General features: G+C 74.0%; 17 protein-coding genes. 12 read left to right on the top strand and 5 right to left on the bottom strand.

Features of this window, described 5'->3' with window-relative positions:
* Nucleotides 1-2: 2 nt before the first annotated feature.
* The 9 genes from V6U88_RS24805 (at nucleotide 3) to V6U88_RS24765 (ending at nucleotide 8,885) form a co-directional block, all read left to right on the top strand.
* Nucleotides 3-1,286: an MCE family protein gene (locus V6U88_RS24805; RefSeq protein WP_334456597.1), complete on the top strand. Its 1,284-nt coding sequence runs from the start codon at nucleotides 3-5 to the stop codon at nucleotides 1,284-1,286.
* A complete protein-coding gene (locus V6U88_RS24800; RefSeq protein ID WP_334456595.1) occupies nucleotides 1,283-2,317 on the top strand; it encodes an MCE family protein in 1,035 nt (344 codons plus the stop codon). The genes V6U88_RS24805 and V6U88_RS24800 overlap by 4 nt, the downstream gene beginning before the upstream one ends.
* The gene (locus tag V6U88_RS24795) at nucleotides 2,314-3,297 is read left to right on the top strand and encodes an MCE family protein (RefSeq protein ID WP_334456593.1); all 984 of its coding nucleotides are present in this window, start codon (nucleotides 2,314-2,316) and stop codon (nucleotides 3,295-3,297) included. Before V6U88_RS24800 ends, V6U88_RS24795 begins: the two co-directional genes overlap by 4 nt.
* Nucleotides 3,297-4,544, top strand: coding sequence for an MCE family protein (locus V6U88_RS24790; RefSeq protein WP_334456592.1), 1,248 nt, complete (start codon nucleotides 3,297-3,299; stop codon nucleotides 4,542-4,544). Before V6U88_RS24795 ends, V6U88_RS24790 begins: the two co-directional genes overlap by 1 nt.
* Entirely contained in the window at nucleotides 4,541-5,953 is a 1,413-nt protein-coding gene (locus V6U88_RS24785; RefSeq protein WP_334456590.1) for an MCE family protein, read from the top strand. The genes V6U88_RS24790 and V6U88_RS24785 overlap by 4 nt, the downstream gene beginning before the upstream one ends.
* Nucleotides 5,950-7,206, top strand: coding sequence for an MCE family protein (locus V6U88_RS24780; protein WP_334456589.1), 1,257 nt, complete (start codon nucleotides 5,950-5,952; stop codon nucleotides 7,204-7,206). Before V6U88_RS24785 ends, V6U88_RS24780 begins: the two co-directional genes overlap by 4 nt.
* Nucleotides 7,203-7,997, top strand: a complete 795-nt coding sequence (locus tag V6U88_RS24775) for a hypothetical protein (RefSeq protein ID WP_334456588.1) — start codon at nucleotides 7,203-7,205, stop codon at nucleotides 7,995-7,997. The genes V6U88_RS24780 and V6U88_RS24775 overlap by 4 nt, the downstream gene beginning before the upstream one ends.
* Nucleotides 7,998-8,011: 14 nt before the next feature.
* Entirely contained in the window at nucleotides 8,012-8,539 is a 528-nt protein-coding gene (locus V6U88_RS24770; protein WP_334456587.1) for a hypothetical protein, read from the top strand.
* A gap of 109 nt (nucleotides 8,540-8,648) precedes the next feature.
* Entirely contained in the window at nucleotides 8,649-8,885 is a 237-nt protein-coding gene (locus V6U88_RS24765; protein WP_334456585.1) for a preprotein translocase YidC, read from the top strand.
* An 18-nt stretch (nucleotides 8,886-8,903) separates the two neighbouring features.
* Here V6U88_RS24765 and V6U88_RS24760 read toward each other — a convergent pair whose 3' ends face one another.
* From V6U88_RS24760 to V6U88_RS24745, 4 genes are read right to left on the bottom strand one after another with little or no spacing between them, the layout of a single operon-like run.
* Nucleotides 8,904-9,530, bottom strand: coding sequence for a response regulator transcription factor (locus V6U88_RS24760; protein ID WP_334456583.1), 627 nt, complete (start codon nucleotides 9,528-9,530; stop codon nucleotides 8,904-8,906).
* Nucleotides 9,527-10,786 carry a sensor histidine kinase gene (locus tag V6U88_RS24755; RefSeq protein ID WP_334456581.1) on the bottom strand — a complete coding sequence of 420 codons (1,260 nt, stop codon included), beginning with the start codon at nucleotides 10,784-10,786 and terminating at the stop codon, nucleotides 9,527-9,529. The genes V6U88_RS24760 and V6U88_RS24755 overlap by 4 nt, the downstream gene beginning before the upstream one ends.
* Before the next feature lie 5 nt (nucleotides 10,787-10,791).
* Nucleotides 10,792-11,247 (bottom strand): ABA4-like family protein, encoded by a 456-nt coding sequence (locus V6U88_RS24750; protein WP_334456579.1) that lies wholly within the window; start codon nucleotides 11,245-11,247, stop codon nucleotides 10,792-10,794.
* Complete coding sequence (locus V6U88_RS24745; protein WP_334456578.1) at nucleotides 11,244-12,173, bottom strand: hypothetical protein; 930 nt, start codon at nucleotides 12,171-12,173, stop codon at nucleotides 11,244-11,246. Before V6U88_RS24745 ends, V6U88_RS24750 begins: the two co-directional genes overlap by 4 nt.
* Nucleotides 12,174-12,329: 156 nt before the next feature.
* On the opposite strand from V6U88_RS24745, the gene V6U88_RS24740 reads away from it, so the two are divergent.
* Nucleotides 12,330-13,073, top strand: a complete 744-nt coding sequence (locus V6U88_RS24740; RefSeq protein WP_334456577.1) for a YqjF family protein — start codon at nucleotides 12,330-12,332, stop codon at nucleotides 13,071-13,073.
* A 51-nt stretch (nucleotides 13,074-13,124) separates the two neighbouring features.
* On the opposite strand, the gene V6U88_RS24735 is transcribed toward V6U88_RS24740, so the two are convergent.
* On the bottom strand, nucleotides 13,125-14,462 hold the full coding sequence (locus V6U88_RS24735; protein ID WP_334456576.1) for a serine hydrolase domain-containing protein: 1,338 nt from the start codon (nucleotides 14,460-14,462) through the stop codon (nucleotides 13,125-13,127).
* Nucleotides 14,463-14,737: 275 nt separating this feature from the next.
* Here V6U88_RS24735 and V6U88_RS24730 point away from each other — a divergent pair, with 275 nt between their 5' ends.
* Nucleotides 14,738-15,100, top strand: a complete 363-nt coding sequence (locus V6U88_RS24730; RefSeq protein ID WP_334456574.1) for an ArsR/SmtB family transcription factor — start codon at nucleotides 14,738-14,740, stop codon at nucleotides 15,098-15,100.
* On the top strand, nucleotides 15,097-15,579 hold the full coding sequence (locus tag V6U88_RS24725; RefSeq protein WP_334456572.1) for an SRPBCC family protein: 483 nt from the start codon (nucleotides 15,097-15,099) through the stop codon (nucleotides 15,577-15,579). Before V6U88_RS24730 ends, V6U88_RS24725 begins: the two co-directional genes overlap by 4 nt.
* Nucleotides 15,580-15,651: the final 72 nt, after the last annotated feature.

The following is a 15,651-nucleotide window of genomic DNA, read 5'->3' as shown; positions in this document are numbered from 1 at the left end:
ACATGAGACATCGCATTCTCGGCATCGTCTTCGTCGCCGTGCTGACCGCGGCGCTGACCGGCTCGGTGCTGCAGTACCGCAAGGCGTTCACCCCGGTCGCCTGGGTCACGCTGCACGCCGGCCGGACGGGACTCCAGCTCAACCAGGGCGCCGACGTCAAGGTGCGCGGGGTCGTCGTCGGCGAGGTGCGCGCGGTCGCCAGCGCCGGCTCCGGCGCCACCGTCCGGCTGGCGCTGGACCCGGCCACCACGGCGCGGATCCCCGCCGACGTGACCGCGCGACTGTTGCCGAAGACCCTCTTCGGCGAGCGGTACGTCGAACTCGTCCCGCCCGCCGGTGGCACCGCGCCGCCGATCCGCGACGGCGCCGTCATCGGCCAGGACCGCAGCCGTACCGCGGTGGAACTGGAACGGGTCCTCGACGAGGCGCTGCCGCTGCTGCAGGCGATCCGGCCCGACCAGCTCGCGGCGACGCTGGGCGCCCTGTCGACCGCGCTGGAGGGGCGCGGCGAGCGGCTCGGCGAGAACATCGTCCGGCTCGAGGCCTACCTGCGGGAGCTGAACCCGGCCATGCCGGTCATCGCCGAGGACGTCCGGAAGCTGGCGGTCGTGCTGGACAGCTACGACGTCGCGCTGCCCGACCTGCTCGCCCTGCTGCGCGACGTGACCGTCACCGCCCGCACCGTCGCCGACCAGCGCGACCAACTGGCCGCGTTCCTCGCCGACGCCACCCTGACCGCCGACGTCACCCGAGGCTTCCTCGACCGGCACGGCGACCAGCTCATCGCTCTCGGCGAGGTCAGCCGACCGGTGCTGGAACTGCTCGCCACCTACGCCCCCGAGTACCCCTGCCTGGTGAGCGGGCTGGTCGCCCTGCAACCGCGCGTCGAGGAGGTCTTCGCCGGTGGGCGGATGAACATCACCCTCGAGGTCACCCGCGACGGCGGCAAGTACGAGCGGGGGCGCGACGAGCCGGTCTACGGCGCCAAGAACGGCCCCGCCTGCCACGGTCTGCCCCGACCGGCGCAGCCGGCGCCCGAGGTGCGGGTCGCCGACGGGTACGACCACTCCGGCGCCCGCCCGCGTACCCCCCTGCACGTCGGCACGGCCGCGACCCCGCCCGCGGCCGGGTCCCCGGCGATGGGCCGGGCCGGCACCGGCGAGGAGAGCGCCCTGGTCAAACCCCTCGTCGGCGCCGTCACCGGCACCCCACCGGCGGAGGTCCCCGACATCGCGGTCCTGCTCTGGGGTCCGCTGCTGCGCGGCGGGGTGGTGAACGCCCGATGAGCGGCCGGACGATCTCGCCCCTGCTGAAGCTGGTGGTCTTCGCCGTGGTGACGCTGACGCTGACCGCGCTGCTGGCGCAGACCCTCGGCGCCTTCCCGCCCGGCGGCGTCACCTACCGCGCCCGGTTCACCGACGTCACCGGGCTGCTGCCCGGCGACGACGTCCGCGTCGCCGGGGTGAAGGTCGGCCGGGTCCGCGACATCAGGGTGGTCGACGACACCGTCGCCGAGGTTTCCTTCACCGTCACCCCCGACGTCCCGGTGGCCACCAGCGTCCGCGCCAAGATCCGCTACCGCAACCTGGTGGGCCAGCGGTACGTCGCGCTGAGCGAGGGGCCGGGGGAGGGGCGGCCACTGCGCGCCGACGGGCTCATCCCGCTCGGCCAGACCACGCCGGCGCTGGACCTCACCGTGCTGTTCAACGGGTTCCGGCCGCTGTTCACCGCGCTGAGCCCCGAGGACGTCAACAAGCTCGCCTACGAGATCATCCAGGTGCTCCAGGGCGAGGGCGGCACGGTGACCAGCCTGCTGCAACGGACCGCCTCACTGACCCACACCCTGGCCGACCGGGACGCCGTCATCGGCCGGGTCATCACCAACCTCAACAGCGTCCTGGGCACCCTCGCCGAGCGGGACCGCGACCTCGACCGCAGCATCGCCCAGTTGCAGGAGTTCGTCTCCGGCCTCTCCGGCGACCGCAAGGCCATCGGCGAGTCGCTGGTCAGCATCGGTGAACTCACCACCGCCACGTCCAGCCTGATCGAACAGGCACGCCCCCCGCTCGCCGCGGACGTCCGCGCCCTGGACCAGCTCGCCGGCAACCTCAACCGCAACGCCGCCGTCATCGACGGCACCCTCGGTCGGTTGCCCGAGCGCTACGAGGCACTGACCCGCGTCGCCTCCTACGGCTCGTGGTTCAACTTCTACCTCTGCGACTTCGACGGCAACGTGGCGGTGGCCGGCCGGGCACCGCTCGACCTGCCTGCCTTCAGCGCCTCGGCCGCTCGCTGTTCCACGGGAGGCAGCCGATGACACCGTTCCGTGAACGCAACCCCGTCGTCGTCGGATCGATCGGGTTGACTCTGATCGTCGCCGCGCTGCTGGGCGCCTTCCAGCTCGATCGGCTGGCCACCCTCACCGGACGCGCGTACCAGGCGGCCTTCCACGACGCCAGCGGCCTCACCGCCGGCAGCGAGGTGCGGGTCGCCGGGGTCCGGGTCGGCAAGGTGACCGCCGTGGAACTCGCCCGCGACGGCGCGTCCTACGTCCGGGTCAGCTTCCGCATGGACGACGACGGCGTCCGCCTCGGCACCGACACCGGCGCCACCATCCGGATCAAGACGGTGCTCGGGCAGAAGTACCTGGCACTGTCGCCGGCCGGACCGGGGCGGCTGCGTGAGGGCGCACAGATCCCGCTGTCCCGCACCGCGGCGCCGTTCGACGTGGTGCAGGCGGTCACCGGACTCGCCGACACCCTCGACAAGGTCGACACCGAGCAGCTCGCCGCGGCCTTCACCACCCTGTCGCAGACCTTCGCCGAGACCCCCGGCAGCGTCAACGCCTCCCTGACCGGCCTGTCCCGGCTGTCCCGGACCGTGGCCGACCGCGACGCCGAACTGCGGACGCTGCTCACCCGGGCCCGGAAGGTCACCGGCGTGCTCGCCACCCGCGACGAGGAGTTCCGCAAGCTCGTCACGGACGGCGAGGCGCTGCTGGCCGAGGTGAGCAAGCGGCGCGACGCCATCCACAAGCTGCTCGTCGGCACCGACGACCTCGCCACCCAGCTCTCCGGACTCGTCGCCGACAACCGCACCCAGCTCGCCCCGGCGCTGAAGAAGCTGCGCGAGGTGGTCGCCATCCTGCAACGCAACCGGGACGACCTCGAACAGACCATCCAACGGATGGGCCCGTTCGTCACCGCGTTCGCCAACGTGGTCGGCAACGGCCGCTGGTTCGACTCGTACGTCTCCGGGCTGCTCCAGCCGTACCAGCCCACCACGGGAGGTCGCTGATGCCGGGCCCCGTCCAGCGCTGGCGACGACCGCTCGCCGTCGCCACCGCCCTGCTGGTCGCCGTCGCCGCCGGCGTGGTCGTCCTGCGTGACGACAACCCGCCACGGCAGGTGGTCGCCTGGTTCACCAAGGCCGTCGGGGTCTATCCCGGCTCCGACGTGCGGGTGCTGGGCGTCCGGGTGGGCGAGGTGGTCGCGGTGACCCCGCAGGGCCGCGCGGTCAAGGTCACCATGCGCTACGACGCCGAGGTTTCCGTACCCGCCGACGCGCAGGCGCTCATCGTCCCGCCCAGCGTGGTCAGCGACCGGTACGTGCAGCTCACCCCCGCCTACGCCGGTGGCGCCGCGCTCCCCGACAAGGCGGAGATTCCGCTGGAGCGCACCGCCGTGCCGATGGAGATCGACGACATCTACCAGGCGCTCGACGAGTTCAACCGCACGCTCGGCCCCGGGGGCGCCAACCGGGACGGGGCACTGTCCGACCTGGTCGCCACCGGCCGCGCCAACCTGGAGGGCAACGGGCAGGAGCTGCACGACACCCTCGACGGCCTGTCCCGGGCGCTGACCACCCTCGCCGACGGCCGGCAGGACCTGTTCGGCTCGGTCGCCAACCTGCAACGCTTCACCACCGCGCTGGCCCGCAGCGACCAGCAGGTGCGCGCCTTCAACCGGCAGCTGGCCGACGTCGCCGAACAGCTCGCCGGCGAGCGCGAGGAACTGGCCGCCGCGCTGCGCAACCTCGCCACCGCGCTGGACGACGTCACCGCGTTCGTGAAGCAGAACCGCACCGCGTTGACCTCCAACGTCACCGCGTTGACGGAGATCACCGGCGTGCTGGTCCGCCAGCAGCAGGCGGTCATCGAGATCCTCGACGTGGCCCCGCTCGCCGTGAACAACCTCCACCTCGCCTACAACGCCCGCTCCGGCACCCTGGACACCCGCAACAACGCGATGGGCCCGTACGACCCGGCCGGCTTCGCCTGCTCGCTGATGGTCGACCAGCTCCCCGCCGCCGAGGTGCCCGCGAAGTGCCTGGCCCTCGCGCAGACCCTGCACTCGCGTGGGCTGCCGATGACCGATCAGCTGCGAAAGCTGCTCAAGCTGCCGCCCGGCGCCCCGGCGATCGGCGGGTCCTCACCGGGACCTCCTGTCAGCTCCCCCGGTGCGCCGATCACCGACCAGGCGCCGGGCGGCTCCTCCATCAGCAGCGACCCCACCCTCGGCGGCATCCTGCGGGGTGTGTCGTGACCGCCCGGGTGCTGCGCGCCCTGGCCGGGGCGCTCCTGGTGGCGCTGCTCCCGGCCGGGTGCGGCCTGCCCGACCTCGCCGACGTGCCGCTGCCCGGCGGCGCCCCGACCGGCGACGGGTACGCCGTCACCGCCGAGTTCAGCGACGTGCTGGACCTGGTGCCGCAGGCCGCCGTCAAGGTCGACGACGTGACCGTCGGCAGCGTCGAGAAGATCTCCCTCGCCGGTTGGACCGCCCGGGTCACCCTGCGGGTCGGCGCCGACGTGCGGCTGCCCGCCAACGCGACCGCAGCGGTGCGGCAGAGCAGCCTGCTGGGCGAGAAGTACGTGACGCTCGCCGCCCCGCCCACCGCCCCGGCCAGCGCCCGACTCGCCGACGGCGACGTCATCCCGCTGTCCCGCACCGCCCGCGGCGCCGAGGTCGAGGAGGTCCTCGCCGCCCTCGGCCTGCTGCTCAACGGTGGCGGCCTGGCGCAGCTACGGACCATCAACCAGGAACTCGGCGCCGCGCTGGAGGGGCGCGAACCCGCCGTCCGGGACGCGCTGGGCCAGCTCGAGGAGTTCATCGGCGGGCTGGACAAGCAGAAGGCGGACCTGGTCCGCGCGCTCGACGCCCTCGACCGGCTGACCGGCCGGCTCGCCCGGCAGAAGCAGGTGCTCGGCGAGGCGGTGGACTCCCTCGCCCCCGGCGTCACCGTGCTGGCCCAACAACGCGCCCAACTGACCGAGGCGCTGACCGCCCTCGGCGAACTCGGCGAGGTCGGCACCCGGGTGGTCAACCGCAGCCGCGACGACACGCTCGCCGACCTCCGGGCGCTGCAACCGATCCTGGAGCAGCTGGTACGCGCCGGCGACGACCTGCCGAAGTCGCTGGACTTCATGCTGTCGTACCCGTTCCCGCCGAACGTCACCGGCGCGATCGTCGGCGACTTCGTCAACCTCTCCGTGACCGCCGACCTCGACTCGGCCTCGATCCTGTCGAACCTGGTCGCCGCCGCGCCGCCGCCGGCCCGTCCGGTCGCCCCGCCGACGGCACCCGGCACGACCGGACCGCCCACGGCCGGTGGCCCGAACACCGGGCCGCGACCCGGTCCCGGCTCCGGCCCGCTGCCCGAGCTGCCCCTGACCCGGTGCCTGCCCGACCCGGACGATTTCCCGGCGACCTGGACACCACCGAAGGACTGCCTGCTGCCCGAGGGCTGCGTCCTGCTCAAGCCCGGCTCGATGGTGCCCGTCGGCGGCCTGATCCTGCCCAAGGGCCTCGTGCCGCCGGGGACGGCATTTCCCGCCGGCACCGAACTGCCTGCCGGCACCGTCCTGTCGGCACCGTGCGTGCTGCCGGTCACCGGCGCGGTGACCGGACAGATCGGCGACCTGCCGGACCTGCTCGGAGGGGGACTGCGGCCATGATCGGACGTACGGCGAAGGTGCAGGTCCTGGCCTTCCTGCTGGTGAGCGTGCTCGGCGTCGGCTACGTGGGAATCCGGTACGTCGGGCTCGGTGACCGGCTCTTCGGCGGGAGCTACGTGGTCCACCTGGACCTCGCCCGCGCCGGCGGCATCTTCAGCAACGCCCCGGTCACCTACCGGGGGGTCCCGATCGGTCGGGTCACCGCGGTGAACCTGCGCGACGGCGGGGTCCGCGCCGACCTGCGGCTGCGCCGCGACGTCCGGGTGCCCGACGACCTGCGCGCCGTGGTGGCGCAACGCTCCGCCGTCGGCGAGCAGTACGTCGACCTGCGCCCGGAGCGGGACAGCGGCCCGTACCTCGCCGGCGGCTCGGTGATCCCGGCGGACCGCACCGGGGTCCCGCTGGCCCCGGAGACGCTGCTGACCAACCTCGACGCCCTGGTCCGCTCGCTGGACCCCGACGACCTCACCGTGCTGATCACCGAGCTCGGCACCGCCTTCGAGGGCAACGAGCAGGCGCTGGAACGGATCCTCGACGCCGGCGACCTGCTGCTGAATGAGGCGACCGCCCGGCTGCCGGAGACGCTCACGCTCATCGAGGACGGCCGGACCGTGCTCACCACCCAGGCGGAGTCGGCGGAGGCGCTGCGCCGCTGGGCGGCGGGCCTGGCGCAGCTCGCGGCGACCGTCCGCGCGGCCGACCCGGACCTGCGCCGGCTGCTGGCCGCCGGACCGCCCGCCGGGGCCGAACTGGTCGCCCTGCTGCGCGGGCTGGAACCGGCGGTCGGCACGCTGCTGGGCAACCTGGTGACCGTCAACGGCATCGCGGCCCGGCGGCTGCCGGGCATCGAGCAGTTGCTGGTGGTGTACCCGCTCGCCGTCGCCGGCGGGTTCACGGTCGCCCCGGGCGACGGCACCGCCCACTTCGGCCTGGTCGTCAACGCCAACGACCCGCCGCCCTGCACCTACGGCGGCGGCGGCCGGACGTGCGGCCCGGCGGAGCGGGCAGCCGGCGCAAGTGTCCGCGGCGCAGGCAACGCCCCCCGCCCCGGCGGTCGCGAGCGCGCCCCGGCGCCCGCCCCGTCCGGCGCCGCGCCCGCCGGGCCGACCGGGACCGCCGGGTACGACCCGGCGACCGGTCTGGTGCTCGGCGCCGACGGCCGACCGTTGCAGTTCGGCGGGACCGGCGGTCAGGCCCGGATGGCCGGGGACCAGTCGTGGAAGCAGCTGCTGCTCGCCGGGGTGACCCCGTGACCGGCGCGAAGGAGGAGGTGGCGATGCAGGCCCGCAGGGACCACACGCTGAAAGTGATCAAGGGGGCGAAGCCCAACGTGCCCGGCCGCGCCCCGCGGCGCCGGGTCGTCCCGCGCCAGGTGTCCGGGTCCGCGTCGCCGATCGAGGACCTCCTGGAACGGCTCGACCGGGAGCCGGTCGAGGACGAGGACCCGGCCGCGGTCCAGGACCCGGCCGGCGGGGACGACCCGGCGGACGCCGACGGCCCGCCGCGGAAGGACGAGGGCGGTCCCGGCGCCGGGAAGCGGACCGGGGACGGGCCGGCGGGACGCCGGCGAGCGCTGGTCGGGCTGCTCGTGGTCCTGCTCGCCGCGGCGCTCGCCGCGGCCGGTACCACCGGCCACCAGTGGTACGTCGACCGGGCGACGGACCAGGCCCGGCAGCAGGCCGTCGCCGCCGCCAAGCAGGCCAGCGTCAACTTCGTCTCGGTCAGCGCGGCGAGCGTCGACCGGGACACCCAACGGATCACGGACGGGGCCACCGGCGACTTCAAGGAGGAGTTCGTCCGGGGGCAGTCGCAGGTCCGCACCGCGGTGGTGGAGAACAAGGTCGAGTCCAGCGGCTCGGTGCTGCGGGCCGGTTTGGTCTCCGGGGACCGCCGTCGCGCGGTCGTACTGGTGGCCGTCGACGCCACCGTCAAGAACGTCAAGGCGCCGCAGGGCCGGCTGTCGCACTACCGCATCCAGCTGGACATGGTCCACGACCGGGACAGCGACCGGTGGCTCGTCGCCCGCCTGCAGTTCGTCGGCTGAGAGAGGGAGGACCCGTGGGTAAGCTGGTCGAATTCGTGCGACGGCGGCCTGCCTTCCGGTGGCGTCCGGCCCGGTTCGGGCTGGTCCCGGCGCTGGTCGTCGCGATCGTGCTGGCCACCGTGGTCGCCGGCCTCGCCTGGTGGGGCAACCACCGGGCCGCGCAGCGGGACACCGCGGTACGCCAGGCGCTGGCCACCGCCCCCGCCGCCGCCAAGGCGATCTTCTCCTACGACTACCGGGCCTTCGACGACAGCGTGGCCAACGGCCGCACCTTCGCCACCGGCTCCTTCGCCCAGGAGTACGCCCAGACCACCGCGGCGCTGAAGCAGACCGCCACCAAGCAGCAGGCGGTCGTGGCGGCCGAGGTGTCCTCGACGGGCGTGGTGACCGCGACCGCCGACCGGGTCGAGTTGCTGGTGTACCTCAACCAGTACCGACGCAACGTGACCACGGCGGGGGAGAAGGTAGACCAGAACCGGGTGGTGCTCACCCTGGTCCCGGTCGACGGTGACTGGAAGGTCGCCCGGGCCACGGCCGTCTGAGGGAACGCGGCCGGGCAGCACCGCCGGTCGAGGGGCCGCGGCGCAGGTTTCCCGTCGTCGGTGGCGGGTAGCCGTCGCCGGACAGACAGGCCACCGACGGGAGACGACCGTGGGGTACCAGGCGCGTGACGGTGAGCTGCCGGTCGACCCGGAGCACGCCGAGGACGAGGCCGGCCAGGCCCGGCTCGTGCAGGTGGAGGCGGACACCGAGGTCCCCGCCCCGGACGACACCGACACCCGTCCGGACCTGGTCACCCAGGACGACGGGTCGGGCGTGGCCGGTGGCGCGTCCGGCGGCAGCGGCGGCGGCTCCGGTATGCCGGGGCACCCGGACGCCGCCCGCTGACCCGTCGACCGGCGCCGCTCAGCCGCCGCGGGCGAACAGGGCCAGCCGTACCCGGTTCGGGCTGTTGGTCTTGGTCATCAGGCTGGTGATGTGGGTCTTGACCGTGGTCACGCCGATGTGCAGCCGCTCGGCGATCTCCGTGTTCGACAACCCCTCGGCGACCAGGTCCAGCACGTCCTGTTCGCGCGCGGTCAGTCCCTGGGCCGGCTGCGGCGTTCCGACGCGGGCGTGCACCGCCCGCTGGACCAGGCGTCGCAGCACGTCCTGGCTGAACGGGCTGTCGCCCGCGGCGGCCCGGCGGACGCCGTCGAGCAGGTCGGCCGGGGGTGCGTCCTTGAGCAGGAACCCGCAGGCGCCGGCGGTCAGGGCCGGGTAGAGGTGGTCGTCGTCGCCGAAGGTGGTCAGCACCAGCACGCGGGTGGCGGGGCGGTCGGCGAGGATGCGGCTGGTGGCGGTGATCCCGTCGACGCCGGGCATGCGCAGGTCCATCACGACGACGTCGGGCACCAGCCGGGCGGCGAGGGTGATCGCGTCGCGGCCGTTGTCGGCTTCGCCGACGACCTCGATGTCGGGCTGGGCGTCGCAGAGCATGCGCAGGCCGGCGCGGATGAGGTGCTGGTCGTCGACCAGCAGGACGCGGATCATGAGCTCTCCGTCTCGTGCGGTGCGGCCGGCGCGTCGCCGCGGCGGGGCGCCGGTGTGCCGGCCGGCGCGGGGGGTGGGGCCGGCGCGGAGGCGACGGCCGGGAGGACGGTACGCACCCGCCAGCCCGCGCCGACAGGTCCCGCCTCCAACCGTCCTCCGAGCACCTCGACGCGCTCGCGCATGCCGGTGATGCCGTGGCCGCCGCCGGGCGGCACCGCCGCCGGGACCCGTCCGCGCCCGTCGTCGGAGACCTCCCAGTGCACGGCCGCGTCGACCACGGATACCGACAGGCGCGCCCGCGCGGACGTGCCGGCGTGCTTGGCCACGTTGGTCAGCGCCTCCTGGGTCAGTCGCAGCACCGCCAGGCCCCGGACCGCGTCGAGCGAACCGACCGCCGGGTCGACGTCGGCCTCCACCGTGACGCCGGCCTGGCGGGCCCGGTCCACCGCCGCGCCGAGCGCCGCCGGGAGCGCCGCCGGCTCGATCGCGGTCAGCGCCGCGTCACCGCGTACCCCGTCGGGGTGGCGCAGGACCGCGACCAGTCGGCGCAGATCCGCCAGGGCGGCGGTCCCGGTGCCGTGCACGTCGTCGAAGACCTCGCCCACCCGGGGGTCCAGCTCGGTCAGCACGTGCCGGGCCACGCCGACCCGCAGCACCATCGACGCCACGTGGTGCGCGACCACGTCGTGCAGCTCGCGGGCGATGGCGCTGCGTTCGTCGGCGCGGGCGGCGCGGCTCTCCGACTCGCGCCGGCGCTGCTCCTCCGCCGCCCGCTCCTCGGCCTGCCGGCCCAGCTCCCGGGTGGTCCGGATGACCAGGCCGAGCAGCAGCGGCAGGCCGACCTCCACGGTCAGCCCGAAGACGCCGGAGAGGACGCGGGGGAGCGGATCGCCGATCGAATCGGTCAGGGCGACGGCGGCCAGCAGCCCGGCGGCCAGCCAGATGATCCGCGGCCGCTCCGCCCGCATGGCCAGCTCCAGCAGGGCCCAGCTGGCCCCGACCTGGTTGATCGTGGTGTCGTCGACGAGCACGATCGCGACGGCCAGCAGCGCGGCCTGCGCCACCAGGTTGACCAGCGGCCGGCGGTGCAACGCCAGTGCGACGGCGAACGCGACCACCGCGAGGAACCACTGGGTGGCCGTCGGCGAACGCCCGGCGTTGGCGCCGAAGACCAGGTAGCCGACGCCACTGAGGTCGAGCAGCAGCATCCGCGCGAGCGTGTCGCGCGCGTCGAACAGCCGGCCCACCCACCGCACGCCGCTCAGCCTAGGGGTTGCCGCTCGCCGGCAGCGGCCGCCGCCGGCCGGGCCCAGCCGATCCGGAGCCCGAGGTAGGCGGCCAGGCCGACCGGTCCGAGCAGGATCGTCAGCAGCAGCACCGGGGCCATCACCAGCGCGGGCACCCCCCGTTCCCGGCTGTCGAGCCACGCCCAGCGGCCGGCGAACAGGTCGAACGCCACCATGTGCGCCCAGGCCGCGGCCGCGCCGTCGGCGCTGCCGAGCAGGTCGCGCACGCCGTCCAGGGTCGGCGACGTCACCACCGGCAGCACCTCGCCGAGCGCCGGCACCACCACCATCGCGTAGATCACCAGGACCGGCAGCACGATCAGCGGCAAGCTGATGATCCGCACGGTGCCGGACCAGCGCGGCAGCAGGATCATCAGCGCCCAGAACGGCGCGACCAGGGCGAAGGTCAGCGTGAACAGCGTCCCGGTCATGCCGCCAGCGCCAGTTCCGGGCGGCGCCGGCGGGCCACGACCACGCCGGCGGCGGTCGCGGTCGCCAGGACCAGGGCCACCACGGCGGCCAGCGTGAGGGCGTCCGGGCGCAGCAGCGGCTGCCCGCGCAGGGCCTGCCAGGTCAACAGCACCGTGAGTACGCCGTAGGCGGCGCCCGCGACGACCAGCAGCCGGACCCGGGTGCGCTCGTCCAGCCGGGTGCCGAGGAACCGGCTCAGCAGGATCGCCAGGATGGGCAACGCCTGCAGGGCGTGCAGGCCCACGAAGTGCCCGATCCGCAGGTCGCCGCCGGTGGTGCTCCAGCCGACCAGCGGCAGCCCGGGCCCGCCGTCCAGGACACCCACGCTGTGCGCCCCGCTGATCCCCTCGATCCCCGGCTCCTGGGCGGGCAGCACCATCGGCACCGCCGCCAGCATGCCCAGCAGGGACAGGCCGATCCCCAGCCCGACCGCGTACGTGGCGGCCCGGTCCGCGATCCGCCGTTGCACCACCACGACCCCGATGACGAAGTGCGCGGCGAACAGCACGCCGATCGACGCGCCCATCACCGTGAACAGGGCGGCGTTCAGCGGGGTGGTCCCGTTGAAGTGGCTGGTCGTGCCGCGCAGCACCTGCCCGACGATCACCGCCATCTCGACCACCGACATGGCGACGATGACGGTGCCCGCCCGTTCCGCGAGCCGGCTGCGGCGGGGCAGCAGGGAGAGCATCCAGGCGAGGGTGGTGCCGTACAGCACGAAGGACACCGAGAACTTGAGCGGCTTGAGCCAGATCGGCACGCCGGTGAGGACGCGCGGGTCGGCGACGACGCCGATCGCGGAGACGACGGCGAGCACCGCCATCGCCGCGACGAAGACCATCATGGGGCGGTGCCAGTGTGCCGCCCGGCGCAACGCGGTAGTCATGCCTGTAGATGCTGGTGAACGGGCTCGCCGATAGCGCCCGACCCGAGGCCCCGGTCGCGGCCGGCGGTCGGAGCGCCGCCTCCTCCCGGGGGAGGAGGCGCCACGTCGGACCGGGGAACGAGGCTCCGTCCACCTCGGCCGGGGCAGGATGGCCAGATGGACATCGAACCGGTCGACTTCGCGCCGGGGCAGAGGTTCCGGCGGGCGATCCTGGGGCAGCGGTGGGAGAACCTCACCTTCCTGCACTGGGCGGTCGCGCCGGAGCTGGTCGCGCCCCTGCTGCCCGTCGGCACCCGTCCGGACACCCTGGACGGGGTCAGCTACGTCGGCCTGATCGGCTTCCGGATGGTGGGGCTCGGCCTCGGCGCGGGGCCGGGGGTGCCGTACTTCGGCAGCTTCTACGAGACGAACGTCCGGCTCTACTCGGTCGACCACACCGGTCGGCGCGCGGTGGTGTTCCGCTCACTGGACGCGTCCCGGCTGGTGCCGGTGCTGGTGGCCCGGGCGACGCTGCGCCTGCCGTACCTCTGGTCGACGATGCGGCTGGAGCGCGACGGTGACCGCTTCACCTACCGGTGCCGGCGTCGCTGGCCCGGCCCGGCCGGTACGACGAGCCGGATGGTCGTCCGGGTGGGCGAACCGATCGCCGAGCCGACCGCGCTGGAGCACTTCGTCACCGCCCGCTGGGGCCTGCACACCCGGGCGTACGGGCGCACGCTGCACCTGCCGAACTGGCATCCCCGCTGGCCGCTGCACCGGGCCGAGCTGCGGCACCTGGACGACGAGCTGGTCACCGCCGCGGGACTGCCACCGCCGGCCGGTCCGCCGGCCAGCGTGCTCTTCTCCCCGGGCGTCCCGGTCCGGTTCGGTCCACCGGTCCGGCTGCCCGAATCGGGGTGACCGCCGGGCCGGCAGTGAAGCGTGCCGTGCCGACCTGCGGCGGCGCGGCCGTCATCTCGTGCTGGTGGCCGAGAGGACGGGCAGGCGGGCCAGGACGTTGGCGGTCGCCACCCGCACGGGATCGGGGTTCGCCCAGCTCCAGTTCGGGTGGGCCCGGTTGGTGAGCAGCACGAACACCGTGCTGCGGGCGGGGCTGACCAGCAGGGACGTGCCGGTGAAGCCGGTGTGCCCGAAGGTGGTGGGCCGGCTGAGCTGACCCATGAACCAGGGTTGGTGCAGCACCACGCCGAGCCCGTGGTCGGCGGTCCGGCTCGGTCGTTCCGGGTCCACGGCGGGCAGTCCGGCGTTGGCGTTGGTCAGCATCCGCCGGACGGTGCTCTCGGCCAGGATCCGCTGCCCGCCGTAGGTGCCGCCGTCGAGCAGCAGCTGGCCGATGACGGCCACCTCCTGCGCCGTGCTGAAGATCCCGGCGTGCCCGGCGATGCCGCCCAGGTGGTTGGCCACGTCGTCGTGCACGACGCCGCGCAGCAGGCCCCGGGAGGACCTCGCGTCGGTGGCGACCAGCCGGGTGGCCCGGTCGGTGGCGCTGAGCCAGGTGTTCGGGTTGAAGCCGGTCCAGCGCAGGCCGAGCGGGTCGGTCAGCCCGGTCTTCAGCGCCTGGTCGAGCCGCTGGCCGGTCACCTTCTCCACCAGCTTGCCCAGGACCATGAGCCCGACGCTCGAGTAGCGGAACACCCGGCCGGGGACCGCGCCGCTGACCAGCGGCGTGGCCAGGACCGCGCGCCATTTCTCGGCCAGGGTGGCGTAGCCGGTCACGGTGGCGCCGACGGGGAGCCCGCTGGTGTGGGTCAGCAACATCGCCACGGTGACGGCCGACTTGCCGGCCCCGGTGAACTCCGGCAGGTAGCTCACCACCGGCGCGTCGAGGTCGATCCGGCCCCGGTCCACCTGCTGCAGGGCGAGGATCGAGGTGTAGACCTTGGTGATCGAGGCGAGGTCGAAGATCGAGTCGGTGCGCATCCGGACCCGGTCGGCGGCGGGCAGGAGCACCGGCCCGGCGCCGAAGCGCAGGGCCTCGCCGACGGCCACCTGCGCGTACGTCTGCCCGCCGTGCAGCGCCACCGCGACCGCCCCGGCGTACATCGGGTGGGCCGGGTTCTGGCTGGTCGGCTTCAGGTAGCCGCCGAGCACGGTGGTCAGCCGGCGGCTGACCGGAGACGTGCGCACGACGGAGCCGGTGGCGGCGGCGGCACCCTGGCCGGGTGCGGGCGTGCCGGGCGTGCGCCAGGCGCCGGCCTGGCCTGCCGAGGGCTCCCCCCGGCAGCCGGCGAGTGCCGCGGTGGCGGCGGAGAGCCCGAGCCCGAGCAGCGAGCGACGATTGATCGGCACGCTGGGATCATTCCATCCCCGGCGACGCGGAGACAGGGCCGTCCACCTGGCGCGTCCATCCGATCGACGCTACGGCGCCCGCGGGCCGCAGGCGGGCGTATCCAGATTGGCCACCGAGGGTAGTGCCCACCTCCCGGACATGCTGGTGAGCGATATACCTGAGAGTCATATTTATGCCTCCGAGGTATATCGCTCACCACCCATACGTCGTCCTCCGCGACCCCGCCATCACTGAGGGATTGACCTAACTATCGCTCGCCTGCATACTTAGGCACATGCCTAAGCGCGCGAGTGGTGGGGGCGGGGCGCCCGACGCGTCGCTGGACGGCGTGTTCCACGCGCTGTCGGATCCCACCCGCCGCCGCGTGGTCGAGCGCCTCGGCCAGGGCCCGGCCACCACCAGCGACCTGGCGCGTCCGTTCGACATGGCACTGCCGTCGTTCCTCCAGCACCTGGGTGTTCTCGAACGCTCGGGCCTGGTGACGTCGGAAAAGAAGGGACGGGTGCGGACCTATCGCCTCGCGCCTGAGCCGCTCGAGCGCGTCGACACCTGGCTCGACGCGCAGCGTGCCATGTGGACCCGACGCCTCGATCAACTCGATGCGCTTCTCTACGACCTGAAGGAGCAGCAGACATGACCGCCTACCCCGTGAACCCGGAGCTCGACCTCGTCCTGCAGCGCACCGTCGACGTCGCCCCCGAGCTGGTCTGGAAGGCCTGGACCACGCCCGAACTGCTGGTGCGCTGGTTCGCCCCGAAGCCCTGGTCCACCTCCTCCTGCGAGATCGACCTGCGGCCCGGTGGGCGCTTCGACACCGTCATGCGCTCGCCGGAGGGTGAGGAGTTCCCGAGCAGCGGCTGCATCCTGCTGGTCGAGCAGGGTTCGACGCTGGTGTTCACCTCCGGCCTGGGGCCGGGATTCCGCCCGCAGGTCACCGAGGGCGGTTTCCCGTTCACCGCGGTGATCAGCATCGAGCCCGACGGCACCGGCACGCGGTACACCGCCACGGCCATGCACGCCGACGCCTCGGCGAAGAAGCAGCACGAGGAGATGGGCTTCGTCGAGGGCTGGGGCGCGGCCCTGGACCAGCTGGTGGACGTGGCCAAGTCCCTCTGACGGGCGACCGGGCGCACCCGGCCGTCGCCGCCGTGGGACGAGACGGTGGCGCGCACGCGGCGGCGGCCAGAG

This window comes from Micromonospora sp. CPCC 205739, assembly GCF_036906795.1.
Classification (GTDB): domain Bacteria; phylum Actinomycetota; class Actinomycetes; order Mycobacteriales; family Micromonosporaceae; genus Micromonospora.
This window is presented reverse-complemented; position numbering and strand designations above follow the sequence as displayed.

Bases quoted from the DNA above. Each gene is read 5' to 3' on its own strand.
- V6U88_RS24780 (WP_334456589.1), top strand. From the start codon at position 5,950: ATGATCGGACGTACGGCGAAGGTGCAGGTCCTGGCCTTCCTGCTGGTG.
- V6U88_RS24750 (WP_334456579.1), bottom strand. From the start codon at position 11,247: ATGACCGGGACGCTGTTCACGCTGACCTTCGCCCTGGTCGCGCCGTTC.
- V6U88_RS24745 (WP_334456578.1), bottom strand. From the start codon at position 12,173: ATGACTACCGCGTTGCGCCGGGCGGCACACTGGCACCGCCCCATGATG.
- V6U88_RS24740 (WP_334456577.1), top strand. From the start codon at position 12,330: ATGGACATCGAACCGGTCGACTTCGCGCCGGGGCAGAGGTTCCGGCGG.
- V6U88_RS24790 (WP_334456592.1), top strand. From the start codon at position 3,297: ATGCCGGGCCCCGTCCAGCGCTGGCGACGACCGCTCGCCGTCGCCACC.
- V6U88_RS24760 (WP_334456583.1), bottom strand. From the start codon at position 9,530: ATGATCCGCGTCCTGCTGGTCGACGACCAGCACCTCATCCGCGCCGGC.
- V6U88_RS24800 (WP_334456595.1), top strand. From the start codon at position 1,283: ATGAGCGGCCGGACGATCTCGCCCCTGCTGAAGCTGGTGGTCTTCGCC.
- V6U88_RS24730 (WP_334456574.1), top strand. From the start codon at position 14,738: ATGCCTAAGCGCGCGAGTGGTGGGGGCGGGGCGCCCGACGCGTCGCTG.
- V6U88_RS24725 (WP_334456572.1), top strand. From the start codon at position 15,097: ATGACCGCCTACCCCGTGAACCCGGAGCTCGACCTCGTCCTGCAGCGC.
- V6U88_RS24805 (WP_334456597.1), top strand. From the start codon at position 3: ATGAGACATCGCATTCTCGGCATCGTCTTCGTCGCCGTGCTGACCGCG.
- V6U88_RS24795 (WP_334456593.1), top strand. From the start codon at position 2,314: ATGACACCGTTCCGTGAACGCAACCCCGTCGTCGTCGGATCGATCGGG.